Genomic DNA, 23,378 nt, shown 5'->3' on the forward strand with positions numbered 1-23,378 from the left:
GAGCTACTTGCCCTCTACAAACCAACGTCCTTCCTCAAAAAAAATAAATACTTCTTTTCCCATAACCTTACAACGGTAGCGGATACCTTGGCCTCCTACCTTTAAGCTTGCTGCTTTTTTATGGTCGTATACTTTGTCTATTATATATTTTGACCCATCTTCCCAAACAAAGGAAACGGGTATCAGCTCACCATTGGGAGAAAAAGTTGCATTTAATTGTACAAAAACCTTCTTCATAATATCACCTTACCTAAAAAATGAAACAGGATGAATAATATTGTCTTCAATGGGGTTTGCATTAAGAGCACTATCTTTAAGCAAAATTGCCCTTTGAACAGAGTAATGGCCAAACCTTTTACGAATGGCATCAATACTGAATTCCAGAGTTTCCAATTGTGGACGTTTATTATAATCTTCAAAAAAGGAAAGCTGGGTATGAGTGTCTGCCGTAACCAAATCAGTTGAACGTATACCAAGAGAACGTATAGGTTTATGCCACCCCCAATTTGCATTAAAAATATCCATAGCTTTACGTGAAATTTCACCGGATATATAGCTGGGAACCGGTAGCTTTGCTTGCCGCTCAATTGATGCAAGCTCGTTATCACGAATAGAAATCTGTATTGTAGAACCCTTTAAATTATGTTTTCTAAGCCTTTCCGCAACACTTTCGGCCAATACAGTAAAAGTAAGCTTGACATCATCTGTGTTTACAAGATCTCTTGCGGTTGTCATGCTATTTCCTATGCCTTTTATAGTTTCTTGGTAATCTGTTGCAATTACTTCAGAATAGTCCATGCCATTAGCAAAATTCCAAAGAGTTTCTCCCCATTTTCCAAGGTACCTTTTAATGAAAGAGAGAGGCGTTCCTGCAAGGTCTCCGATAGTCATTATACCGACTTGGTTAAGTTTTCTACGGGTTGACCTGCCTACATAAAGCAATTCGCCAACGTTTAAATTCCAAACCATTTCCTTAAAATTATTTTCAGTAATAACAGTAGTAGCATCAGGCTTTTTTAAATCAGACCCAAGCTTTGCAAATATTCTATTAAAGCTAACTCCTACTGAAGCAGTAACACCAAGCTCTGTTTTAATAAGTTCACGTATTTCATTTGCAATCTTTTCTCCATCTCCAAACAGCTTGGTGCTTTCAGAAACGTCAATCCAGCACTCATCTATGCCGAAACTCTCAACAAGGCTGGAATACCTCGAATAAATTTCTCTGGCTTCTTTTGAAAATCTCAGGTATAAAGCATAATTGGGATTAACAACAACGAGGTTGGGACACTTTTGTTTTGCTTGCCAGATAGCCTCGCCTGTTTTTATTCCAAACTTTTTCGCAATATAATTTTTAGCCAGAACAATTCCGTGACGCAAATCCTGGCTTCCGCAAACTGCTAAAGGATAATCCCTAAACTGTGGATTATACAGACATTCAACAGAAGCGTAAAAATTATTCAGGTCACAGTGTAAAATTACTCTATTCATAAAGTCACTCCAGTCAGAACATTTGTTCGTATAATCATTATAAATCCGAACAAATGTTCTTGTAAAGAGGTAAAATTGTGTAGTATAATAATTTACCTAAAACAAAGCATTATAAATACTTCTTTAACTCATTTTTATTTTATGTAGACTAATATTTGTGTTCTATGTTTTGGTAATGAATATTATACCTTGACTAAAACATCCAATACTGTTATAGTTTACTTTAATAAAATATGTTAATAATAATAATGACACTTCAGGGATAGGTGAAAATCCTTACCGGCGGTAGATAGCACAAGCTATAAGCCCGCGAGCGAAAGCAGATCCGGTCAAACTCCGGAGCCGACAGTACAGTCTGGATGAAAGATAGTGTATTTAATTTTGCTATTTTGTCCCCGGGGGTTGTCTACCTCTGGGGATTTTTGCATTCTAAGGAAATAAAAGCAAGGAGAACAAAATGAACATACATGAGTTTTATATGAAAAGGGCATTGGAAATTGCAAAAGGGGGGTGGGGGAGAACAAACCCGAATCCATTGGTTGGAGCTGTTATAGTAAAGGATGGCGAAATAATCTCGGAAGGTTTCCATGAAGCTTTAGGGTGTGCTCATGCCGAGGTTTGTGCTTTTAAAAATGCTACCACTGATATTTCAGGGGCTACTATTTATGTAAATCTTGAGCCGTGCTCACATTACGGAAGGACTCCTCCGTGTGCAAAAGCAATTGTGGAGTCCGGAATAAAGGAAGTAGTTGTCTCAATGGTGGACCCAAACCCCAAGGTAGCAGGAAAGGGCATACAAATACTAAAAGATGCCAATATTAATGTGATAGTGGGAGTCCTTGAGGAAGAGGCAAGAAGACTAAATGAAATATTTATACACTATATAACTAAAAGGCTTCCCTTTATAATTATGAAAACCGCAATGACATTAGACGGTAAAATTGCATCGGTTACAGGGGACTCCAAATGGATAAGTGGTGAATCCTCAAGAGAGTATGTCCATAAAATACGTAATAGGGTATCGTCAATCATGGTAGGCGTAAACACAATAATAAATGATAATCCCTCATTGACTGCAAGGCCGTCCTCTGGAGATGGCATTGACCCTGTCCGTATCGTAGTTGACAGTGGCGGAAGGATTCCGATGGACAGCAGGGTTATTGAGTGTGATTCAAAGGAAGGACTTATACTTGCAACTACAGATAAAATCAATAAAGACAAGGAAACTCAGCTTTTATCCCGTGGGGTAAAGATAATAAAAACAGCACAAAAAAATGGAAAAGTAAATCTCAGGGAGCTTATGGAGGAATTGTACAGGCTTGAAATTGACAGTGTCCTTTTGGAAGGAGGAGGTACCCTTAACTTTTCAGCACTCGAGACAGGCATAGTAAACAAGGTTATGACCTTTATTTCACCAAAAATAATAGGCGGATGTTCGGCTGTAACGTCTGTAGGGGGGGATGGAATAGAAAAAATGAAGGATGCCATAGCTCTTTCGGATATCAGAGTTGAAAGGTTTGACAGAGATGTACTTATTGAGGGATATATTGCAGACAAATAGCGATTTGGGAGGTGACAGGCGTGTTTACGGGAATTGTTGAAGAAATGGGAAGTGTGAAAAAGATTATATACGGCAGCAGCTCGATTAAGCTTTCCATAGAATGTAAAACTGTAATTGAAGGCACTGTTAAAGGGGACAGCATAGCTGTAAACGGCATATGCCTTACAGTTACTGAATTAGGAGAAAACTGGTTCACGGCTGATGTAATGCCGGAAACCATGAGGAAAACAGGACTTGAAAAGTTGAAGCCCAGCGGAAAGGTAAATCTGGAGAGGGCATTAAGACTTGCTGACAGACTGGGAGGCCATATAGTCAGCGGTCATATTGATGGAACGGGGACTATTACCGGATTAAAGAAAGAGGATAATGCAGTTCTTATTACAATTACTGCACCTGAACAGATTATGAAATATATTGTTCAAAAAGGTTCGGTGGCTCTGGACGGTACAAGTCTTACCATAGCGGAGCTTACTTCAAATACCTTCATGGTTTCCCTTATACCGTTGACACGAGGATTCACCATACTTGGATCTAAAAGTATTGGCGACAGAGTAAATATAGAATGTGACATTATAGGGAAATACGTAGAAAAGATGTTAAAAGGCGAAATCCTAGAGTCAGAACCTTCCAAAAGTGATTTATCGGCTGAATTTCTTAGAGAGCACGGGTTTGTGTAATATAAAATAAAAAAGGAGTGAGTTTCTTGAATTTTAGTTCAATAGAAGAAGCAATAGAGGATATCCGTCAAGGTAAAATTGTTGTAGTGGTAGACGATGAAGACAGGGAAAACGAGGGTGACCTCCTTATGGCTGCGGAAAAGGCTACCCCTGAAAGTATAAATTTCATGGCTACCTATGGTAAAGGTATGATATGTGTTCCGCTGACATCAGACAGAGCAGAAGAACTGGAGCTTTTCCCCATGGTAAGTCACAATGAAGAACGTCTCGGTACGGCATTTACGATAACTGTGGACCACAAGGATTCCACAACAGGTATTTCGGCCTTTGAAAGAGCACATACAATAGTTGAACTTACAAATAAGAATGCACGTCCGGGAGACTTCAAAAAGCCGGGGCATGTATTTCCGCTTACGGCAAGAGACGGAGGAGTTCTCAAACGAGCCGGACATACCGAAGCTGCGGTTGATCTGGCCCGAATGGCTGGACTGCATCCGGCGGGAGTAATATGTGAAATAATGAATGATGACGGAAGGATGGCAAGGGTTCCTCAATTACTGGAATTCTCCCGAAAGCACGGTTTAAAGATAATAACTGTAGCAGGACTAATTGAGTATCGCAGAAAAAATGAAAAGTTGATTAAAAGAGCTGCCGAAGCAAAAATGCCCACTGCCTATGGAGAATTTAAAATAATCGGTTATGAGAATACTACTAATGGAGAACACCATGTAGCACTTGTTAAGGGGGATGTGGCAGGCTCAACAGACCCCGTTCTGGTCAGAGTACATTCGGAATGTCTTACAGGCGATGCTTTTCATTCCAAAAGGTGCGACTGCGGGGAACAGCTGGAGGCCGCATTGAGTAGAATCAACCATGAAGGAAAAGGTGTTTTGCTTTATATGCGTCAAGAGGGCAGGGGCATCGGTCTGATAAATAAAATACGTGCATACGAGCTTCAGGACCAGGGAATGGATACTGTTGAAGCAAATATAAAACTGGGCTTTCCGGCAGATTTAAGAGAGTACGGCATAGGTGCCCAAATCCTGTACGATTTAGGAATAAAAAAAATAAAACTTCTGACCAACAACCCCAAAAAACTGGTTGGGCTGAATGGTTATGGTTTGGAGGTAGTTGGACGGGAGCCTATACAAATAAAAGAAAATGATAAAAACGAATTTTACCTTAGAACTAAAAAAGAAAAAATGGGCCATTTATTTGAAGGCTTAAACAATAATACAAGTCATAAAAATACAACAGCGCATCAGGAGGAAAATAAAAATGTCGATAAAAACAAATGAAGGTAATCTTATTGCAAGTGGTTTAAAGTTTGGGATTGTTGTAGGGCGATTTAATGAGTTTATAAGCAGCAAGCTTTTGGCAGGGGCTATAGACGGATTGGTAAGGCATGGGGCTAACGAATCGGATATTACTGTTTCATGGGTTCCGGGTGCTTTTGAAATACCCATAGCCGCACAAAAAATGGCAAATTCAAGTAAGTATTCTGCGGTAATTTGCGTAGGTGCAGTAATCAGAGGCTCTACACCGCACTTTGACTATGTGGCGGGTGAGGTGTCAAAAGGGATAGCCCGAATATCACTTGATACAGGTGTACCGGTTATTTTCGGGGTGCTTACTACCGATACAATTGAGCAGGCCATTGAACGCGCAGGTACAAAAGCAGGGAACAAAGGATATGATGCAGCGGTAACGGCAATAGAAATGGCAAACCTGCTTAACCAACTGTAGAAATTCGAGAAAAAATTCTAAAAAATTTAATTATCCATAGATATTGAAAAAAGAACAATAGAGGTATATAATTACTTTGTTAATTAAATATTCGTTAGGTGAGGTTCCTATACAGATATATGCTGCTGCCCGGAAACATCGAGAGATGCCAATGGGTCAACAGGTACTACCGAAATAAGGTTTTACTTAATGTAGCTGGAGAGAAGTGGTCCAAAGCTGTATAGTGCTAAAACTCAACGAGTGAAGGTTATTTCTATGACATAAACCCGTCACTCGTTTTGCGACGGTTTTTTTATTTCTTTTAATTTCTTTAGGAGGTGAACGGTATGGATTGCGACCCTGATAGTAATTATCACATACGTAATTCAATAAGTTATGTGGGCTTGTTTGCTGTGCCGTTTACTTTGTCGACAAAGTAATGTATGCAAGCAAATAATCCCTTAATGTAAGACTATATAGAGAAGAGGGATATCTATGATTGAAATTTATAAAACAGTAAATAATGAAATAGCGCATGCAGATACATTTGAGGACGGAGTATGGGTGAATCTCATTAATCCTACCGAGGAAGAAATTGTAAAGGTACACAATACACTGGGTGTGGAAATGGACTTTTTGAAGGCTGCATTGGATGAAGAGGAAAGAGCCCGTATTGAAAGTGACAATGGACAGACTCTTATAATCGTTGACGTACCCATTGTAGAAAAAGAGGGTAAGCTCAATGTATATACAACCATACCTCTTGCAATTATACTTATAAAGCACATAATTATTACGGTATGTCTGAAAGAAGACACAATACTTAATGATTTTGCAAACAACAGAGTTAAATCCTTTTTAACTCAATTTAAGACAAGGTTTGTGCTCCAGATTCTATACAGAAATGCAACAAGGTACTTACAATACCTCAAGCATATAGACAAAACAAGCAGCAGAGTGGAACAGGAAGTTTACAAGTCCATGAAGAACAAGGAAGTAATTCAGATGCTAAAACTTGAAAAGAGTCTTGTATACTTTTCAACAGCATTAAAATCAAATGAAGTTGTTCTGGAAAAATTAATGAAATTTGAGTATATAAAAAATTATCCGGATGACCAAGAACTTCTTGAGGATGTTATTATAGAAAATAAGCAGGCCATAGAGATGGCTAATATATACAGCAGTATTCTGTCGGGAACGATGGATGCTTTTGCTTCCGTTATTTCAAACAACCTCAATATAGTAATGAAGTTTTTGACATCAGTAACGATTGTTATGGCTATACCTACAATGATTTCCAGCTTCTTTGGTATGAATGTTGATTTGCCGTTAAGAGGAGGACATTCATTCTGGTTTATAGTAATTATTGCGGTGGTAATGTGCATGGTTACGGGTTACACACTTTACAAGAAAAAATTATTTTAAATACAAAAAGGGATGCCTCAATAAGAGACATCCTTTATTTATCTTTCACACATATTTCCTGCACCGTCATAAAAACTATCATCGCAATTCCTTAAGAGGCCCTGACTATCATAAAAGTTTTCATCAGCTTTTCTTAATATACTGAAATAGTCAAAATAATCTTCACCCGGGTCGCGTAGTATTCCTTCTTTATCGAAGAAACTGTCTCCGGGATTTCTTAAAATTCCCCGGCCGTCATAATATTTTTCCTTACGGGAATACAAAACTCATCACTCTTTCTTTTAATAATCAAAAAAATTATATCATATTGCTTGAAAATAGCCAAAGTCGGTTATCCTTGAAACTGACATATTTATGTTCATGTACAAGGGAGTTGTTATGAAAAAATGGCAAGTTTGTATTATAGCTTCAAATTCCTTGCTTATATTAGTTATATGTAAAGAATTTGATAATGTACATTTTTTCTCAGAAATAATCCTCACATAAAGTGTAAACATTTTTTTAGGAATGGAATTGTGCTATAATTCAAATATATTTTTGTAAGAAAATAGGTATTGATGTCTCTTGGAGGGTAATAAATGGAAATAAATACTCAAAATCAATTTGATATTGTAATAGTTGGGGCAGGTGCAGTAGGTTGCGCAATAGCAAGAGAGCTTTCCAGATACCAATTAAAAGTTGCGGTTTTTGAAAAGGAAAGCGATGTGGCAGCCGGAACCAGCGGCAGAAACAGTGCCGTAGTACACGCAGGCTTTAACAATAAGCCCGGCAGCCTTATGGCAAAGTTTTGCGTGGAAGGAAATGAGGGTTTTGAAAGCCTGTGCAGAGAGCTGGATGTCCCATATAAAAAAACAGGAAAGCTGATAGTTGCTTTTGATGAAAGCGACTTTGCGGGAATAGACAAGTTAATTGAAAACGGCAAAAAGAATGGCGTAAAAGGCCTTGAATTTATAAGTGAGGGAGTTGTTAAAAAACTTAGAACCCCATGTTGGGGGAATTGGAGCAATGCTGTCCCCCAATACGGCAATAACAAACCCCTTTTTGTATACGGTGGCTCTTGCCGAAAATGCTGTACAAAATGGAGTTAAGTTCTTTCTGGAAACCGAGGTAAAGGGCATTTCAAAAAGAAATGATCTCTTCCGTATAAAGGCAGGAGAATCTTATTACTACAGCAGATACGTCATTAACAGTGCAGGACTCTATTCAGACAGGATAGCTTCAATGGCGGGAGAAACAGGCTACAAGATATATCCCTGCCGCGGAGAATACTTTATATTGGACAAACGTACAAGCCAATATCTGAATATGCCTGTTTACCCTGTTCCAAGGTCCGGAATAGGAGGACTTGGCGTTCACCTGACACCTACAATGGAAGGAAATATACTTATCGGCCCAAGTGCAGAGTATATTAAAACAAAAAATGACTACAGTGCTACAAAGACTGTAATGGACAAGCTTTTTAAAGAGGCAAAGGAACTTCTTCCTCCCCTGAGCATGAAACATATTATACGAAGCTATACCGGTATACGGTCGAAAATTGTAGGGCCTAAAACAGGGGGCTTCGGAGATTTTATTATAGAAGAATCGAAAGTAGTACCAGGCCTTATAAACCTTATAGGTATTGAATCTCCGGGACTTACATCATCAGCTCCAATCAGCCGTATGGTAAGGGACATTATTTCAAATAAAGAGGATTTGACACCTAAAAAGGACTTTATCCCAGAAAGAAAGGGAATTGTTCAGTTCAGGGAATTACCGGTGGAGCAAAAACAGGCATTGATAAAAGAATGTCCTGAGTATGGAGAGATAGTCTGCAGATGCGAGGGGATAACCAAAAAGGAAATACTCGACGCAGTCAATAATCCACTTGGAGTTACAACTCTTGCAGGAATAAAATACAGGGCAAGAGCAATGATGGGAAGATGTCAGGGAGGTTACTGTCTTACCAGAATTGTGGATATACTGAAAAATGAAAAAGGGTTAAATCCTGAAGAAATAACTCTACGAGGTAAAAATTCAATACTGTTTACCGGACAGGTAAAGTAAAAAAGTATAGGTGAGGCGTATGATAATAAATAAAGATTTAGTTATAGTTGGTGCAGGCCCGGCAGGTCTGGCTGCGGCTATAGAGGCTAAAAAGAACGGAATAGAAGATATTCTGGTGGTTGAAAGAGAACCTGTCGCAGGGGGGATACTAAACCAATGTATTCATGATGGGTTTGGTATTGTAAAGTTCAATGAAGCCCTGACCGGCCCGGAATATGCAAGAAAATATATAGACGAGGCTGAAAAGCTTCAGATAGATATAGTAACAAATACTATGGTTCAGGATATTAGCAGCAACCGAGAGGTTACAACCATAAGCCCAAACGGAATAAAAACCTACAAGGCAGGAGCTGTGATACTGGCAATGGGGTGCAGGGAGAGGACAAGGGGAGCAATATGTATACCGGGAACCCGTCCTGCAGGTGTCTTTACAGCAGGGGTAGCTCAGAATCTGGTTAATATCAGGAATATAATGGTAGGTAAAAAAGTAGTGATACTTGGTTCAGGCGATATTGGACTTATAATGGCAAGAAGGTTGACATTGGAAGGTGCTGAGGTTTTGGCCGTTGTAGAAAAACTTCCTTATTCCAGTGGGCTTCAGAGAAATATAACCCAGTGTCTTGAGGATTTTAATATACCGCTTTTGTTAAGTCATACCGTGACAAATATAGAGGGCCATGAGCGGGTTAAAAGTGTAACTGTAGCAAAAGTCAATGAAAAGGGAGCCCCTATACGTGGGACATCCATAAGATTTGACTGTGATACATTAATTTTATCAGTTGGATTGATACCTGAAAACGAGGTTGCTCTGAACGCCGGAATAATTCTGGATAACGTTACAGGCGGTGCGTCTGTGGATGAAAACCTTCAAACTAATATACCGGGAATCTTTGCCTGTGGCAACGTTTTACAGGTACATGATCTGGTTGATTACGTTTCTGCGGAAGGCGAACTTGCTGCTAAAAGTGCGGTTTCCTATATAAGAAATAGCAAGCCAATAGAATCAGAGGTTATGGTTAAAGCCGGCAAGGGTATCAGGTATGTACTCCCCCAGACCATTTCCGCAGACAAGGATATTACCTTTTCAATGAGGGTTAATAATCCTTCAAAAAGAAAAACAATAGTTTTTAAAGACGGGGAAAAACGATTGAAGAAAAAATTCTTTATGGCTTTAAATCCTGCCGAAATGGTAAGGATTGAACTGAAATCCCATGAACTCAAGGATATAAGCGGTCTGGAGGTATGTATAGATGAATAAAAGCCGTGAAATAGTTTGTATAGTTTGTCCGAACGGCTGCAGAATGAATGTTGCCTACGAAGGTAATAACAAAGTAACACTGGTAGAAAATGCTTCATGTAAAAAGGGTGAGGAATATGCTGTAAACGAAATCCAATTCCCAAAAAGAAGTATTACATCAACTGTGGGTGTAATAAACGGCGTTTTGCCTTTGGTAAGTGTCAGAACTGACAAACCCATTCCAAAAGAAAAGATAGCCGCGGCTTTGGATGAAATAAAAAAAATCCGGCTTGAAGCCCCGGTGACATTTCATCAGGTGATTATAAATGACCTTTTAGGAACGGGAGCAAAGCTCATATCAACCAAGGAGGTTGCGGAATTAGAAAAATTGTAAACTGGAGGTTTTAATGGAGCAGGAAAAAGTCAATTGTCTTAAATGTAATTATTACTTTATTACTTATGATGCCAGAATGCCTTACGGTTGTAAACTTTTTGGATTTAAAGGCAGACAAATGCCTTCTGTTTCCGTTCGCCAGTCATCGGGAAACAATTGTCAGGGCTATGTTGTAAAGGACAAACAAAATAAGCCTTGAAAAAAGAGTAAAATTTGTGAAAAAGTTTAGTACAAATTACCTTTATCTTATTGACAATGATTATCATTTTAAGTTAATATATTATTGAGAATAGTTATCAAAAAGGTGGCGGTTAATTTGACATTAGACAAAGTTAGCAGAGGAGATATCATTGAAATTGTAAGTATAGAAGATAAGGATATCCGTGCCCAAGCAATCCGCCTTTGTATATACGAAGGCTCCAAACTGAAGTGTTCCGAAAAACTGCCGGCGGGACCGATAATATTGCAGAACAGACTTCAGGAAGTTGCTATCAGCAGAAAACTTGCAGAACACATAATTATTGAAAAAGTGAGCTGAACTAACCGAATTTATTGGTATGCCTGGGGGATATTATGGAAAACACTATTACTAAAAAAGATTTAAAGCATCTGGTTCTTGTGGGAAACCCGAACGTAGGGAAATCGGTATTTTTCAATTCACTTACAGGAATGTATGTTGATGTATCGAACTTTCCCGGTACTACGGTAGATATAAGCACTGGGCGTTACGGAGATTATATAGTAGAGGATACACCCGGAATATATGGTGTATCCTCATTTAATGATGAGGAAAGAGTTGCCAGGGACGTAATAATTAACGGAGACCTGGTATTGAATGTAATTGATGCGGTTCATATGCAAAGGGATATTTTTTTGACACAGCAGCTTATTGACATGGGCAAAAAAGTAATTGTTGCAGTTAACCTTATTGATGAAGCTACTAAAAAAGGCATTAAGGTAGATACTGAAGCGCTGTCCGGACAATTAGGGGTGGAAGTTGTGGCTACTTCCGCACTCAAAGGTATTGGCATGAATGAAATTAAGCAAAAAATAGCCAATGCCGGAGTCGGCATAAAAACTGAAGGTGTTCAGGAGCTTTTGAATAATTATGATCTGAACGAAATAACCGAAGCCGAAGCTTTGATGCTTTTGGAAGACGATGAGGTTCTTTCGGAAAGAAAGGGTTTGCCGACTGCGGGTAAGCGGGAAGAGATTTATAAAAATAGGCGTCAAAGAGTAGACAGAATTCTGGAAAGCGTTCTTTCTGATTCATATAATGGAACAAGTTTGGGAACTACCATTGGAAGACTACTGTTAAAGCCTATCACAGGCATACCAATGCTGCTTGCAATAATGGCAGGTATGTTCTGGTTCATAGGAGTTTTTGTAGCACAGACAGTTGTTGATTTTACAGAAGGAACAGTAATGGAGGGCTATTATAAACCTTTTATTGAATCAATTTTAGGTTTCATCCCTAAAAACTCATTTATCGGAAGTTTATTGATAGGCGATTACGGATTGTTAACAATGACAGTAATTTATATATTAGGACTGTTGCTGCCTTTGACTATAGGATTTTATATGCTTATGTCAATTCTTGAAGACTCCGGCTTCCTGCCCAGAATTGCAGTACTTTCAGACAAAACCCTTTCAAAGGTTGGCCTTAACGGAAGGGCAATAATACCTCTTATATTGGGATTCGGCTGTATAACCATGGCTACAATGACAACCCGTCTTTTAGGGTCAAGAAGAGAGCGTGTAATTGCTACGTTTTTATTGGGACTGACGATTCCATGCTCAGCACAGTTTGGTGTAATTATAGGATTACTGACACCTTTGGGAATGAAATATATAATAGCTTATACCGCATTATTGATTTTAATATTCGGCATTTCAGGAGTTCTAATGAACAAAATCCTGCCGGGAGAATCTACGCAGTTATTTATAGATTTACCGCAAATAAGGATGCCTCAGTTCAAGAATGTTATGAAAAAGACATTTGTAAAGGCAAAAGCCTTCCTTATTGAGGCTACACCAATATTTGCTCTTGGTGCGGTTTTAATAACGGTATTACAGTACACAGGTCTCCTTGGGACAATCGAAAATGCCATATCACCTTTGACGGTTCAGTGGCTAAAACTGCCTGAACAGGCATCTGTAGTTTTCATAATGGGAATTATCAGAAGAGACTTCGGCGCGGCAGGACTAAGTCACATGGTACTGACAAGTCCGCAAATGCTGGTGGCGCTTATTACTATTACATTGTTCGTACCATGTGTTGCTTCAATTATTATGATATTTAAGGAAAGATCAAAGGCAGAGGCAACCGCAATCTGGCTTGGAAGCTTTGCTATAGCATTTTTGGTAGGAGGAGTTCTGGCTCAGTTGATAGTCTGACAAGGAGGCATGAATTATGTTAGTTGTGTGCGGCCAGTGTAAGTACCAGTTTGAATATAATTCAGAGAAAAAAGAAAGTACAAAATGCCCAAGATGTGGTAAAATATTTATAGAAAAGCGGGGATGTGAAAATTGTAAAGGATGTTCATTGTGGAAAACCTGCAAAAATAGTTGAAGGAGGACTACCTTTTGAATACTGGCGACAGCGGCTTTTTAAAAGAAAAATTAAAGGAATGCGGATATAAATTTACAGGGCAAAGAGCGGCAATCCTTGATACATTGGTTCAGTGTTCAGGACAACATGTAAGTACTGAGGAGCTGTTCAATATGGTTAAAGCTAAGCATCCTGAAATTGGCCTTGCAACAGTGTACAGAACTATGGTTTTGTTGGATAAGCTCAATCTTGTTCATAAACTTGATTTTGATGACGGTTTTAGCAGGTATGAGCTGGTCAAACCCAATGAGGATCACAGACATCATCATCTTATTTGCAGTTCCTGCGGGTGTGTTTCGGAAGTTGAAGAAGACTTGCTGGATAATCTGGAGGAAGAAATTCTTAAAAAGAACGGCTTTCTTGTAAAAGACCACAGAGTACAGTTCTATGGATTATGTAAAAAGTGCAGGGAATAAATTATATAACTATATTTAAAGAAGGCATAGTGGAAAAATAAACAAAAATGTTTATCTGCTGTGCCTTTAATTTTATTCAAATTAATATAGTTTATATTATAAGTCAGTGTATAATTAAGTTTAAATATTTACAATAAATGGAGGAAAATAATGAAAAAAATTACAAGACTAATCAGCTTAATGCTGATAATTATGATTCTGGGCGGAACAGCTGCGTATGCTGCCCAAGGAAACAACCAGTCGGTTTCAGGGGATATATACGTCCCTGTCAAGTTTGCTTGTGAGACCTTGGGTGGACAGGTTTCCTGGGACGCTAAAAAGCAAATTACCACAGTCAAGTTGGGTAGTAATGAGTTGAAACTTTTTATCAACCGTTGTGATATTATATTAAACGGAAAAGCGAAGGTTTTAAAAGAAAAAGTTAAGGTTGAAGCGGGAAGGACAATTTTACCATTAAGTGTCTTGAATTCCGAGCTTGGACTTAAGCTTACATGCGATGACTATATTAAACTTATTTCTATAAAGTTCATAGACATGGTTAAAGCCGGAAAGACTGCAGATAGTTCAATATTACTTAGCAAAAGTTTTTCAAAGTATGTTACTACAGAATTTTTAAATTCTACACTGGCTGCTACATTTTCTGTTGTTGAGCCTGATGTTAAAAACATGACCATATCTAAAAACACTGTACACCAGAATGTTTTTATACCATTCACGGTTCAGCAGGCCAAATACAATTTTATACTAAGATTTGACTATAACGGAAAAATAGATGAATTTAATCAGGCAGCTGATTCGTCACAATTTACATATTCAAAACCTTCTTACGATAATTCTGTAAACTATACGGAAAAGGAGGTAACAATCGGGGGAGGAGAATGGAAGCTTCCCGGTACGCTGACAATGCCAAAGGGAAAAGGTCCGTTTCCGGCAGTTATACTGGTACACGGTTCAGGTCCGAATGACAGGGATGAAACCTTGGGCCCCGTAAAGCCTTTCAGGGATTTGGCCGTGGGTCTTGCAAGTCAGGGAGTAGCAGTTTTGAGATACGAGAAAAGAACTTTGGAGTATGGCTTTAGAATACAGTTATTACCTAAACTGACCATGACTGAGGAATTTGAAGAGGACGCTTTTGCTGCTGCAAAGTATCTCAAAACAATGGATAATATAGATGCTTCAAATATTACCGTATTGGGACACAGTGAGGGTGGATATGATTTGCCGAGGATACTTGACAGCGACAAAACAGGTACATTCAAAGCCGGAATCATAATGAGCGGTTGTTCCAGACCTTTATACGAGCTTCTGCCGGAGCAATATAAATATCTTGCAGGATTGGGTATGGCAACTGAGGAGCAGGCTGAGGCTATAAAGGCACAGGTTGCACTGATACAGGACAAGAGCTTTGATCCGGCAAATCCGCCCAAAGGCTATAGTCTTGGAATGCCATATTACTTCTATGATATGAAAAACTATGATGTTATTGGAACAGCTAAGCAAATTGAAAAACCAATTCTTGTATTGCAAGGTGAAAGAGATTATCAGGTCAGTCCGAAAATGGACTATGAGGGATGGAAAAAAGCTTTTGAAGGTAAATCAAATGCAGAATTCAAGCTTTATCCCAAACTGAATCATATGTATCTGGAGGGAGAAGGACAACCGACTCCTGCTGAATATTATGTTAATGGAAATATTCCTCAGTATGTTATAAATGATATTGCCGGATTTATAAAGAAATAATACTTAGCTTAAGAATTCAAAAAATGGGAACACTTCGTTATATATAACTAACGGAGTGTTTCTTTATGTATTTAATCAACAGAATTTTCAACCCGGAAATATATCAGGGAAGGTATAGGCATAGAGGTTATTTTGAGGGATGGTATTTCAAAATAATTGATAAACATGCTAAAAATATTTATGCGGTTATTCCCGGTGTGTCAAAAACCAAAAGTGACAAGCATGCTTTTATACAGGTAATTGATGCGGTTTCGGGAAAAACACTTTATAAAAGGTTCCCAATCAGCGACTTTTCATATTCTGTAAAAGAATTTGATATTTCAATAAAAGACAATTATTTTAACAGGGATGGTTTTTCCATTAATATACAGGATGAGGACTTCAATTTAAAAGGTAAAATTGGTTATACAGAAGTGGTTCCGTTTCCCAAAACTACATTTAATCCGGGCATTATGGGGCCTTTTTCTTTTATACCCTTTATGGAATGTTACCACGGAATTGTAAACATACATTGCGGAATTGAAGGAGTTTTAAATATTAACGGCAGGGATACGGATTTTTCAGGAGGCTACGGATATCTTGAAAAGGATTGGGGAACCTCTTTTCCAAAGTCATGGATTTGGCTTCAATGCAACCATTTTAAATCAGAAAACACTTGCCTTATGTTTTCAATTGCATCCATACCCTGGCTGACATCAAGCTTTGACGGGCTTATTTCTTTTTTGAAGCTTGGAGACAGATTTTTCAGGTTTGCCACTTATACCGGAGCTAAAATAAAAAAGTTATCTTATGAAAATAACGTTCTTGAAATTGTTGTGGAAGATTCCAAGAATACACTTTCACTAAAAGCTTCCGTATCAAGAGGGGGAGTTCTAAAAGCGCCGAAAAACGGCATGATGGACATAGATATAACTGAAAGCATAACTTCTCAGGTAGAAGTTGTTTTAAAGGATAGAACGGGGAATATAATTTTTTCAGATACCGGAAATAATACCGGATTGGAGCTGGCAGGGGACTTCAGACAATTTGAAACGAAAAATTAGTTCTTTACCCATTTACTATATTATGATAAAATTCAATAGTAACAGTTGCGGGGGAACCAATTTTGGTTGAGAAGGTAAAACCTGACCCTTGGAACCTGTCGGTTAACACCGGTGTAGGGAAGCAAAATATTATCAGAAATTTTAGAAGAGATTTTGATAAATGCCGCTCACCTTGCAAAGGTGGGCGTTTTTTGTTTAAAAATTTAATAGTAGGACTTGTGGGGGGACCAATTTTTGGTTGAGAAGGTAAAACCTGACCCTTGGAACCTGTCGGTTAATACCGGTGTAGGGAAGCAAAGATGATTACTTATTGTATAGGTTAAAGGTGCTTTCCTGGTGGAGGGCATCTTTTTTTACTTTGCCAAAGGTCAAGAGGAACAAATACCCCTGTTACATTAAGGAGGTGTAGCATTTAATGAAAAAAGTACTAACAGTTGCAGGGTCTGATTGCAGCGGAGGAGCAGGAGTTCAGGCAGATTTGAAAACCTTTGCTGCTCACGGTGTTTATGGAATGAGTGTTATTGTATCGGTGGTAGCAGAGAATACGTGCAGGGTTATTGATATCCAGGATATAACGCCTGATATGATTAAGAAGCAGATGGATGCGGTTTTTGAAGACATAACACCTGATGCAGTAAAAATAGGTATGCTGTCAGGCAGGGAGTGCATGGAAGCCGTTGCTGAGAAATTGGAACAGTATAAGCCGATAAATGTGGTTATTGACCCTGTAATGATTGCAAAAGGTGGTCATGCCCTGATGAAAGAAGAAGCCCTGGGATTTTTTACAAAAAGATTGATACCTCTGGCGGGTATGCTAACCCCCAATATTCCGGAGACAGAAGCAATAACCGGGATGGAAATAACTACCCCGGAGGATATGAAAAAGGCAGCTGTTAGCATACACCAGATGGGGGCAGGAAGTGTTCTGATAAAAGGTGGACATTTGGATGGCGATGCGGAAGACATACTTTTTGACGGAAGAGAATTTTACATATATTCAACTAGTAGAATCCAGACAAAAAATACCCACGGAACAGGGTGTACATTTTCTTCTGCCATAGCCTCAAATCTTGCCTTGAGATTACCTTTTCCAACAGCGGTCGAAAAAGCAAAAGAATACGTCACAATGGCAATTGAACATTCACTTGAAATCGGAAAGGGGCATGGCCCCACACATCATTTATATGGAGTCTATAAAGACGGATTGGATAATTGGAGGTTGCTATGAATTATAAAACACAGATGGAAGCGGCAAAAAAAGGTATTATTACAAATGAAATGATGATAGTTGCTCAAAAGGAGTCAATAGACGAAAACAAGCTGCGGGAGCTTGTTGGTGAGGGGAAAATAGCCATTCCGGCAAATATAAACCACAGGTCCCTAAGCCCGGAGGGGATAGGCCAGGGACTGAGAACAAAAATCAACGTAAACCTGGGAATATCGGGAGATTGTCCTGACTACACAAAAGAAATGAAAAAGGTTGATATGTCAATTAAATTTGGCGTTGAAGCCATAATGGACCTTAGTAATTACGGAAAGACAAACACCTTTCGCAAAGAGCTTATTAAACGTTCTCCTGCCATGATAGGAACAGTTCCCATGTATGATGCCATAGGCTACCTTGAAAAGGACTTGATGGATATTAAGGCTTCGGATTTTTTTAAGGTTGTTGAGGCTCACGCTATTGAAGGTGTGGACTTTATGACAATTCATGCAGGAATAAATAAACGTGCAGTTGAGTGTTTCAAACGCTCAAAAAGACTTACTAATATTGTTTCAAGAGGAGGTTCCCTTCTTTTTGCATGGATGGAGATGACCGGCAATGAAAATCCTTTTTATGAGTATTATGATGATTTCCTTGAAATTCTCAGGGAATATGATGTCACAATAAGTCTCGGAGATGCACTGAGGCCCGGCAGTATCAACGACAGTTCAGATGCAGGACAGTTAAGTGAACTTATAGAACTGGGCAACCTGACCAAGCGTGCATGGGAAAAAGATGTACAGGTAATGGTTGAAGGGCCGGGCCATATGGCTATGAATGAAATAGCCGCCAATATGACTATTCAGAAGAGACTGTGTCATGGAGCACCATTCTATGTACTGGGGCCTCTGGTAACTGACATTGCACCTGGCTATGACCATATCACTTCGGCAATAGGCGGAGCAATTGCTGCGGCAAACGGTGCAGATTTCTTGTGTTATGTAACTCCTGCGGAGCATTTGAGACTGCCTGACCTTTCGGATGTAAAAGAAGGAATAGTTGCTTCAAAAATTGCTGCTCATGCTGCCGATATTGCAAAGGGGATACCCAATGCACGTGAAATTGATAACAAAATGAGCGATGCCAGATGCAGAATTGACTGGGAAGAAATGTTCTCATATGCTATTGACGAAGATAAGGCAAGAGCATATTTTGAAAGCACACCTCCCACGGACAAACATACCTGCTCAATGTGCGGAAAAATGTGTGCTATGAGGACTACTAATAAGATTTTAGCCGGTGAAAAGGTTGAGTTTGTGACAGAGAAATAGTAAAGGAGACCAGCTATGAGTGAGTATACAAAGCAAATAGCAAGTTTAATTGCTGAAGTCAGAAGTAAAAAGCCACTTATTCACAATATTACAAATTATGTAACCGTAAATGATTGTGCAAATGTAATTCTGGCAATAGGGGCCTCCCCAATTATGGCAGATGATATTAATGAGGCTGCGGATATCACGTCCATTTCTTCCGCACTTGTAATAAATATAGGGACATTAAACAAAAGGACTGTGGAATCAATGATTCTATCAGGTAAAAAAGCAAATGAGAAGGGTATGCCCGTAATATTTGATCCTGTCGGTGCAGGGGCCTCAACCTTCAGAAATGAAGTCACAAGAGCGATTCTGGATAAAGTGAAAATAAGTGTTTTGCGTGGAAATTTGTCTGAGGTATCTTATATAGCAGGGCTTAATGCCACAACAAAAGGTGTTGACGTATCAGATACCGACATTGAATTCAATGACTCTACGGCTGTTGCAAAAAAGGCGGCTGCAAAGCTTGGTTGTATTGTAGCCGTAACGGGAGCCGTTGATGTAATTTCAGACAGCAAAAACGTTGTGACAATCTCCAACGGACATAAAATGTTGTCAAATGTCACGGGAACGGGCTGCATGACTACTGCCTTGGTTGGCGCCTTCTGCGGGGCGGAAAACGATTATTTCAAAGCTGCTGTGGCAGGAGTGACAGTAATGGGAATAGCGGGAGAGATTGCTTATGAAGCCGCAGGACATAAAGGAACGGGAAGCTATCATCTTGCAGTAATTGATTACATCAGTAAGATGGATGAAAATATTTTCGGAGAGAAGGCAAGAATAAATGAAATCTAAAATTGATTATACCCTTTATCTTGTAACCGACCGTGACCTGATGAGTACCAAAACACTGGAAGAAGCAGTGGAGCAGGCAATAATGGGAGGTTGTACTTTGGTTCAGTTACGTGAAAAAACAGCTTCTTCCCGGGATTTTTACCAAACTGCCATTAAAGTTAAAGCAATAACAGACAACTATAAGGTACCGCTTATTATAAATGACAGAGTTGATATCGCTTTGGCGATAGGAGCTGACGGAGTTCACGTGGGCCAGAGTGATTTGCCGGCAGCTGTTGTCCGGAAAATCATAGGTAAAGACAGAATACTCGGTGTATCGGCAGGGTCTGTTGAGAAGGCAATAGAGGCTCAAAGAGACGGGGCTGACTATATCGGAGTAGGTGCCTTGTTTTCAACAAGTACAAAAATAGATGCAAAGTCAGTGTCAAAAGAGACTCTCATGAAAATTATAGAGGAAGTATCAATTCCTGTAATAGGGATAGGCGGAATAAATGCACAGAATGCAGTTCAACTGAGAAATACGGGAATAAACGGGATTGCCGTGGTATCCGCTATTATTGCGCAAAAGGATATAAAATTATCTGCTGAAAAAATGCTTGAAATATTTGGGAAAAAAAGCTTAAAATAAATACCTCAAATCTTAACGTAAAAAGGAAGAATTTGGGGTATTTTTTTGTGCTTTTTTTAATTAAAAATTGCCAGTAGCATAATCAATGTCTTTGTTTGGTAAAACTAAATTAAAGTTAGTTGACTTAATAAATTTATCAATGGTATTATTATATAAACTTAATTCATGACATTCAACGGAGCAAATCAATGAAGCGGATAACGACAACCAGATTAAAGACTAAGAAAAAAATTTATATCCCTGTAAAAAATAAGTTTATAATAAGCATGATTGCAGGATTAATTTGGATGGCTTTCTCCATTTATTTTTCCATACCATGGATTATTGATTTATCACTTTACATAACATTGCCAATTTCTATACTGGTAATTGCAGGTATAGCATATATCCCCGGATATATGAATGCATTCATGGTATCAAGCCTTTTATTGGACAGGCAGCCAGAAGTTAAAAATTCTACGCCCCAAGTACCCGTAACAATACTGATTGCGTGTTATAACGAGGAAAAAAGTATTGAAAATACTGTTAAATATGTAGCATCACAGGATTATGAGGGAGAAATAAGTATAATAGTAATAGATAATAATTCAAAGGACAAAACAACTGAAGCTGCAATAAAAGCAGGAGAAAAAATGGATCTCAATCTGACTGTAATTCATGAGAGTACCCCCGGGAAAAACTTTGCTTTAAATGCTGCACTGGTACATGTAGAGACAGAATATGTGTTAACACTTGATGCAGATACATTGCTGCATAAATCTGCCTTGAGGAATATTGTTGCCCGTATGGAAAGTTCACCTGACGACGTATGCGCTGTTGCAGGAACAGTTCTTGTCAGGAACAGCCGTGGGAATATGCTTGCAAGAATTCAGGAATGGGACTATTTTTTAGGTATTGCGAGCATTAAAAGATTGCAGGGGTTGTTTCAAAGCACATTGGTAGCACAGGGAGCTTTTTCATTGTACAAGACCGAGTTGATTAGGCAAGTGGGTGGATGGCCTGATGCAATAGGAGAGGATATAGTTTTGACCTGGAGTTTTTTAAAAAATAATTGCAGGGTTTATTTCGAGCCGTTGGCAGTAGCATTTACGGATGTTCCTACTTCCCTGAAGCATTTTTTCAGACAAAGGAGCAGGTGGGCAAGAGGAATGGTTGAAGCCCTGAAGTTATTTAAGCCCTGGACACAGCCTATTTATTCTGCAAGATATCTTACAGGCTGTAACCTTTTTATGCCATTTATGGATTTTGTGTATACGTTTTGCTGGCTGCCGGGGTTGGTACTGGCCTTTTTCGGGCATTTTTGGATTGTGGGCCCGGCGACTCTTTTTGTAATACCACTTGCATTGTTTCAGAATTTTGTATTGTACACCTATCAAAAGGGTGTTTTTAAATCATTAAATTTGCGTGTAAGAAAAAATGTTTTTGGATTTGTTTTATATGTCTTATTTTATCAGATGTTAATGAGTCCGATTTCTGTTTGGGGATATATTCAGGAAACACTTAAGCTTCGAAGAGTATGGAAATGAAATATTTTTGTACAATATTTATAGTAAACAAATTAAATTCCCGTCTGTCTTTGTTTATAATTACTAAAAAAATTCTAAAAAAATTAAAGGATTATAAAAAAAATCACATTTATTTAGATTCCTCAAAATATTAATATAACAGTATAAAACTTGACCGACATACTTATTGTTCCCGGAACTTACTTCTAATATACGTCGGAAGGGTAAAATATTTTCAGGAGGAATAAAGACATGAAAAAGGTAATCGCTTTGATTTTGGTAGCTGTCCTCTCAGTAGGTATGCTTGCAGCTTGTGGAACTTCAACTTCAACTGATGCTTCCGCATCTTCATCAGCAGCATCTACGGATTCTGCAAAAGCTACAGATACAGCTGCCAGCGGACAATTAATCGGTGTAGCAATGCCTACTCAGTCATTACAACGTTGGAACCAGGATGGTGCCAACATGAAGAAGGAACTTGAAGGAAAAGGCTACAAGGTTGATCTTCAGTACGCTAACAATGATGTAAACACTCAGATTCAACAGATCGAAAACATGATTGTTAAGGGCAGTAAAGTTGTTGTTATTGCAGCAATTGACGGTTCAGCTCTTTCTGACGTTTTGAAAAAAGCAGCAGATAGTGGAGTAAAAGTAATAGCATATGACAGACTTATAATGAAGACTCCAAACGTAGACTATTATGCAACATTTGATAATTTCAAGGTTGGTGTAATTCAAGGTCAATACATTGAAACGAAATTGGGTCTTAAAGATGGAAAAGGACCATTCAATATCGAACTTTTTGGTGGATCACCTGATGATAATAATGCAAATTACTTCTTCGACGGCGCATATAGTATTTTGAAACCATATATAGACAGCGGTAAGCTTGTTGTAACAAGCGGTCAGAAGGATTTCGCAAAAATCGCAATCCAAGGTTGGGATTCTGCAAAAGCACAAGCAAGAATGGATAATCTGATTACAGCTAATTATGCAGGCGGTAAGAAACTTGATGCAGTTCTTTCACCAAATGACAGTCTTGCAATTGGTATTGTTGCATCTCTTAAAAATGCAGGTTTCGGTAGCAGCGACAAGCCATATCCGATTATTACCGGACAGGACTGTGACAAGCCAAACGTTATGGCAATGATTAACGGACAGCAGTCAATGTCAATATTCAAGGATACAAGAACTCTTGCAACAAAGGTTGTTGAAATGGTAGATAGTGTATTACAAGGAAAAGAAGCTACTGTAAACAACAAAAAGGATTATAACAACGGAAGCAAAGTTGTTCCTTCATTCCTCTGTGATCCTGTATACGCTGACAAAGACAACTACAAGCAAATTCTTGTTGACAGCGGTTATTACAAGGAAGCTGATCTGAAGTAATAAATAATAGGAATATGCAGATAATTTAATTAAGCAACTAATTACATTATGCAAACCGGACATGAATGTGTTCGGTTTGCATATGTCAAGGCTTGATAAGCTTTCATATATGCAAGCCGAA

At 38.7% G+C, this 23,378-nt stretch carries 24 protein-coding genes and 4 riboswitches; of the genes, 21 read left to right on the plus strand and 3 right to left on the minus strand.

Annotation, left to right across the window (positions count from 1 at the left end; all coding sequences use genetic code 11):
- Positions 1-3: 3 nt before the first annotated feature.
- Entirely contained in the window at positions 4-237 is a 234-nt protein-coding gene (locus L323_RS25360; protein ID WP_020814445.1) for a hypothetical protein, read from the minus strand.
- A gap of 9 nt (positions 238-246) precedes the next feature.
- Positions 247-1,488 carry a DNA polymerase Y family protein gene (locus tag L323_RS25365; RefSeq protein WP_020814446.1) on the minus strand — a complete coding sequence of 414 codons (1,242 nt, stop codon included), beginning with the start codon at positions 1,486-1,488 and terminating at the stop codon, positions 247-249.
- 249 nt (positions 1,489-1,737) lie between these two features.
- A riboswitch (FMN riboswitch) is annotated at positions 1,738-1,863 on the plus strand.
- A gap of 82 nt (positions 1,864-1,945) precedes the next feature.
- Here L323_RS25365 and ribD point away from each other — a divergent pair.
- The 5 genes from ribD to L323_RS25390 all read left to right on the plus strand — a co-directional run bounded on the left by ribD (position 1,946) and on the right by L323_RS25390 (position 6,876).
- Positions 1,946-3,049: a bifunctional diaminohydroxyphosphoribosylaminopyrimidine deaminase/5-amino-6-(5-phosphoribosylamino)uracil reductase RibD gene (gene ribD / locus L323_RS25370; protein ID WP_020814447.1), complete on the plus strand. Its 1,104-nt coding sequence runs from the start codon at positions 1,946-1,948 to the stop codon at positions 3,047-3,049.
- 20 nt (positions 3,050-3,069) lie between these two features.
- A complete protein-coding gene (locus L323_RS25375; RefSeq protein ID WP_020814448.1) occupies positions 3,070-3,726 on the plus strand; it encodes a riboflavin synthase in 657 nt (218 codons plus the stop codon).
- A 26-nt stretch (positions 3,727-3,752) separates the two neighbouring features.
- Positions 3,753-5,024, plus strand: coding sequence for a bifunctional 3,4-dihydroxy-2-butanone-4-phosphate synthase/GTP cyclohydrolase II (locus L323_RS25380; protein WP_020814449.1), 1,272 nt, complete (start codon positions 3,753-3,755; stop codon positions 5,022-5,024).
- Positions 5,005-5,472, plus strand: a complete 468-nt coding sequence (ribH, locus tag L323_RS25385; protein WP_020814450.1) for a 6,7-dimethyl-8-ribityllumazine synthase — start codon at positions 5,005-5,007, stop codon at positions 5,470-5,472. The genes L323_RS25380 and ribH overlap by 20 nt, the downstream gene beginning before the upstream one ends.
- An 83-nt stretch (positions 5,473-5,555) precedes the next feature.
- A riboswitch (M-box (ykoK) riboswitch) is annotated at positions 5,556-5,724 on the plus strand.
- Between the two features lie 222 nt (positions 5,725-5,946).
- Entirely contained in the window at positions 5,947-6,876 is a 930-nt protein-coding gene (locus tag L323_RS25390) for a magnesium transporter CorA family protein (RefSeq protein ID WP_020814451.1), read from the plus strand.
- A 38-nt stretch (positions 6,877-6,914) separates the two neighbouring features.
- Here the strand turns inward: L323_RS25390 and L323_RS25395 are convergent, their stop codons facing one another.
- Positions 6,915-7,139 (minus strand): hypothetical protein, encoded by a 225-nt coding sequence (locus tag L323_RS25395; protein WP_020814452.1) that lies wholly within the window; start codon positions 7,137-7,139, stop codon positions 6,915-6,917.
- 315 nt (positions 7,140-7,454) lie between these two features.
- Between L323_RS25395 and L323_RS41885 the strand changes: the two genes are divergently transcribed.
- From L323_RS41885 to chvE, 16 genes are all read left to right on the plus strand, one after another.
- On the plus strand, positions 7,455-7,964 hold the full coding sequence (locus L323_RS41885) for an NAD(P)/FAD-dependent oxidoreductase (protein WP_278244944.1): 510 nt from the start codon (positions 7,455-7,457) through the stop codon (positions 7,962-7,964).
- Positions 7,882-8,922, plus strand: coding sequence for an NAD(P)/FAD-dependent oxidoreductase (locus tag L323_RS41890; protein WP_278244945.1), 1,041 nt, complete (start codon positions 7,882-7,884; stop codon positions 8,920-8,922). The genes L323_RS41885 and L323_RS41890 overlap by 83 nt, the downstream gene beginning before the upstream one ends.
- A gap of 19 nt (positions 8,923-8,941) precedes the next feature.
- Positions 8,942-10,180, plus strand: coding sequence for an NAD(P)/FAD-dependent oxidoreductase (locus L323_RS25405; RefSeq protein ID WP_020814453.1), 1,239 nt, complete (start codon positions 8,942-8,944; stop codon positions 10,178-10,180).
- A complete protein-coding gene (locus L323_RS25410) occupies positions 10,173-10,553 on the plus strand; it encodes a DUF1667 domain-containing protein (protein WP_020814454.1) in 381 nt (126 codons plus the stop codon). Before L323_RS25405 ends, L323_RS25410 begins: the two co-directional genes overlap by 8 nt.
- Before the next feature lie 13 nt (positions 10,554-10,566).
- A complete protein-coding gene (locus L323_RS25415) occupies positions 10,567-10,752 on the plus strand; it encodes a hypothetical protein (RefSeq protein ID WP_020814455.1) in 186 nt (61 codons plus the stop codon).
- Between the two features lie 117 nt (positions 10,753-10,869).
- The gene (locus L323_RS25420; RefSeq protein ID WP_020814456.1) at positions 10,870-11,091 is read left to right on the plus strand and encodes a FeoA family protein; all 222 of its coding nucleotides are present in this window, start codon (positions 10,870-10,872) and stop codon (positions 11,089-11,091) included.
- Positions 11,092-11,126: 35 nt separating this feature from the next.
- The gene (gene feoB, locus L323_RS25425; protein WP_020814457.1) at positions 11,127-12,950 is read left to right on the plus strand and encodes a ferrous iron transport protein B; all 1,824 of its coding nucleotides are present in this window, start codon (positions 11,127-11,129) and stop codon (positions 12,948-12,950) included.
- A 189-nt stretch (positions 12,951-13,139) separates the two neighbouring features.
- The gene (locus L323_RS25430; protein WP_020814459.1) at positions 13,140-13,580 is read left to right on the plus strand and encodes a Fur family transcriptional regulator; all 441 of its coding nucleotides are present in this window, start codon (positions 13,140-13,142) and stop codon (positions 13,578-13,580) included.
- Positions 13,581-13,730: 150 nt separating this feature from the next.
- Positions 13,731-15,320 (plus strand): alpha/beta hydrolase family protein, encoded by a 1,590-nt coding sequence (locus L323_RS25435; RefSeq protein WP_020814460.1) that lies wholly within the window; start codon positions 13,731-13,733, stop codon positions 15,318-15,320.
- 65 nt (positions 15,321-15,385) lie between these two features.
- The gene (locus L323_RS25440) at positions 15,386-16,363 is read left to right on the plus strand and encodes a tocopherol cyclase family protein (protein WP_020814461.1); all 978 of its coding nucleotides are present in this window, start codon (positions 15,386-15,388) and stop codon (positions 16,361-16,363) included.
- A 39-nt stretch (positions 16,364-16,402) separates the two neighbouring features.
- Positions 16,403-16,501, plus strand: a riboswitch (TPP riboswitch).
- Between the two features lie 72 nt (positions 16,502-16,573).
- Positions 16,574-16,673, plus strand: a riboswitch (TPP riboswitch).
- Between the two features lie 105 nt (positions 16,674-16,778).
- Positions 16,779-17,591 (plus strand): bifunctional hydroxymethylpyrimidine kinase/phosphomethylpyrimidine kinase, encoded by an 813-nt coding sequence (gene thiD / locus L323_RS25450; protein WP_020814463.1) that lies wholly within the window; start codon positions 16,779-16,781, stop codon positions 17,589-17,591.
- Entirely contained in the window at positions 17,588-18,898 is a 1,311-nt protein-coding gene (gene thiC, locus L323_RS25455; RefSeq protein ID WP_020814464.1) for a phosphomethylpyrimidine synthase ThiC, read from the plus strand. Before thiD ends, thiC begins: the two co-directional genes overlap by 4 nt.
- A 15-nt stretch (positions 18,899-18,913) precedes the next feature.
- On the plus strand, positions 18,914-19,735 hold the full coding sequence (thiM, locus tag L323_RS25460; RefSeq protein WP_020814465.1) for a hydroxyethylthiazole kinase: 822 nt from the start codon (positions 18,914-18,916) through the stop codon (positions 19,733-19,735).
- Positions 19,725-20,363 (plus strand): thiamine phosphate synthase, encoded by a 639-nt coding sequence (thiE, locus tag L323_RS25465; RefSeq protein ID WP_020814466.1) that lies wholly within the window; start codon positions 19,725-19,727, stop codon positions 20,361-20,363. The genes thiM and thiE overlap by 11 nt, the downstream gene beginning before the upstream one ends.
- A 188-nt stretch (positions 20,364-20,551) precedes the next feature.
- A complete protein-coding gene (locus L323_RS25470) occupies positions 20,552-21,889 on the plus strand; it encodes a glycosyltransferase family 2 protein (protein WP_020814467.1) in 1,338 nt (445 codons plus the stop codon).
- Between the two features lie 231 nt (positions 21,890-22,120).
- Positions 22,121-23,257, plus strand: a complete 1,137-nt coding sequence (gene chvE, locus L323_RS25475; RefSeq protein WP_020814469.1) for a multiple monosaccharide ABC transporter substrate-binding protein — start codon at positions 22,121-22,123, stop codon at positions 23,255-23,257.
- Positions 23,258-23,378: the final 121 nt, after the last annotated feature.

The organism is Ruminiclostridium papyrosolvens C7, assembly GCF_000421965.1.
GTDB lineage: Bacteria > Bacillota > Clostridia > Acetivibrionales > DSM-1351 > Ruminiclostridium > Ruminiclostridium papyrosolvens_A.

Bases quoted from the DNA above. Each gene is read 5' to 3' on its own strand.
- chvE (WP_020814469.1), top strand. From the start codon at position 22,121: ATGAAAAAGGTAATCGCTTTGATTTTGGTAGCTGTCCTCTCAGTAGGT.
- L323_RS25470 (WP_020814467.1), top strand. From the start codon at position 20,552: ATGAAGCGGATAACGACAACCAGATTAAAGACTAAGAAAAAAATTTAT.
- L323_RS25410 (WP_020814454.1), top strand. From the start codon at position 10,173: ATGAATAAAAGCCGTGAAATAGTTTGTATAGTTTGTCCGAACGGCTGC.
- L323_RS25415 (WP_020814455.1), top strand. From the start codon at position 10,567: ATGGAGCAGGAAAAAGTCAATTGTCTTAAATGTAATTATTACTTTATT.
- L323_RS25390 (WP_020814451.1), top strand. From the start codon at position 5,947: ATGATTGAAATTTATAAAACAGTAAATAATGAAATAGCGCATGCAGAT.
- feoB (WP_020814457.1), top strand. From the start codon at position 11,127: ATGGAAAACACTATTACTAAAAAAGATTTAAAGCATCTGGTTCTTGTG.
- L323_RS41890 (WP_278244945.1), top strand. From the start codon at position 7,882: ATGCTGTCCCCCAATACGGCAATAACAAACCCCTTTTTGTATACGGTG.
- L323_RS25365 (WP_020814446.1), bottom strand. From the start codon at position 1,488: ATGAATAGAGTAATTTTACACTGTGACCTGAATAATTTTTACGCTTCT.
- ribH (WP_020814450.1), top strand. From the start codon at position 5,005: ATGTCGATAAAAACAAATGAAGGTAATCTTATTGCAAGTGGTTTAAAG.
- L323_RS25405 (WP_020814453.1), top strand. From the start codon at position 8,942: ATGATAATAAATAAAGATTTAGTTATAGTTGGTGCAGGCCCGGCAGGT.
- L323_RS41885 (WP_278244944.1), top strand. From the start codon at position 7,455: ATGGAAATAAATACTCAAAATCAATTTGATATTGTAATAGTTGGGGCA.
- L323_RS25360 (WP_020814445.1), bottom strand. From the start codon at position 237: ATGAAGAAGGTTTTTGTACAATTAAATGCAACTTTTTCTCCCAATGGT.
- L323_RS25440 (WP_020814461.1), top strand. From the start codon at position 15,386: ATGTATTTAATCAACAGAATTTTCAACCCGGAAATATATCAGGGAAGG.
- ribD (WP_020814447.1), top strand. From the start codon at position 1,946: ATGAACATACATGAGTTTTATATGAAAAGGGCATTGGAAATTGCAAAA.
- L323_RS25435 (WP_020814460.1), top strand. From the start codon at position 13,731: ATGAAAAAAATTACAAGACTAATCAGCTTAATGCTGATAATTATGATT.
- thiE (WP_020814466.1), top strand. From the start codon at position 19,725: ATGAAATCTAAAATTGATTATACCCTTTATCTTGTAACCGACCGTGAC.
- thiC (WP_020814464.1), top strand. From the start codon at position 17,588: ATGAATTATAAAACACAGATGGAAGCGGCAAAAAAAGGTATTATTACA.
- thiD (WP_020814463.1), top strand. From the start codon at position 16,779: ATGAAAAAAGTACTAACAGTTGCAGGGTCTGATTGCAGCGGAGGAGCA.
- thiM (WP_020814465.1), top strand. From the start codon at position 18,914: ATGAGTGAGTATACAAAGCAAATAGCAAGTTTAATTGCTGAAGTCAGA.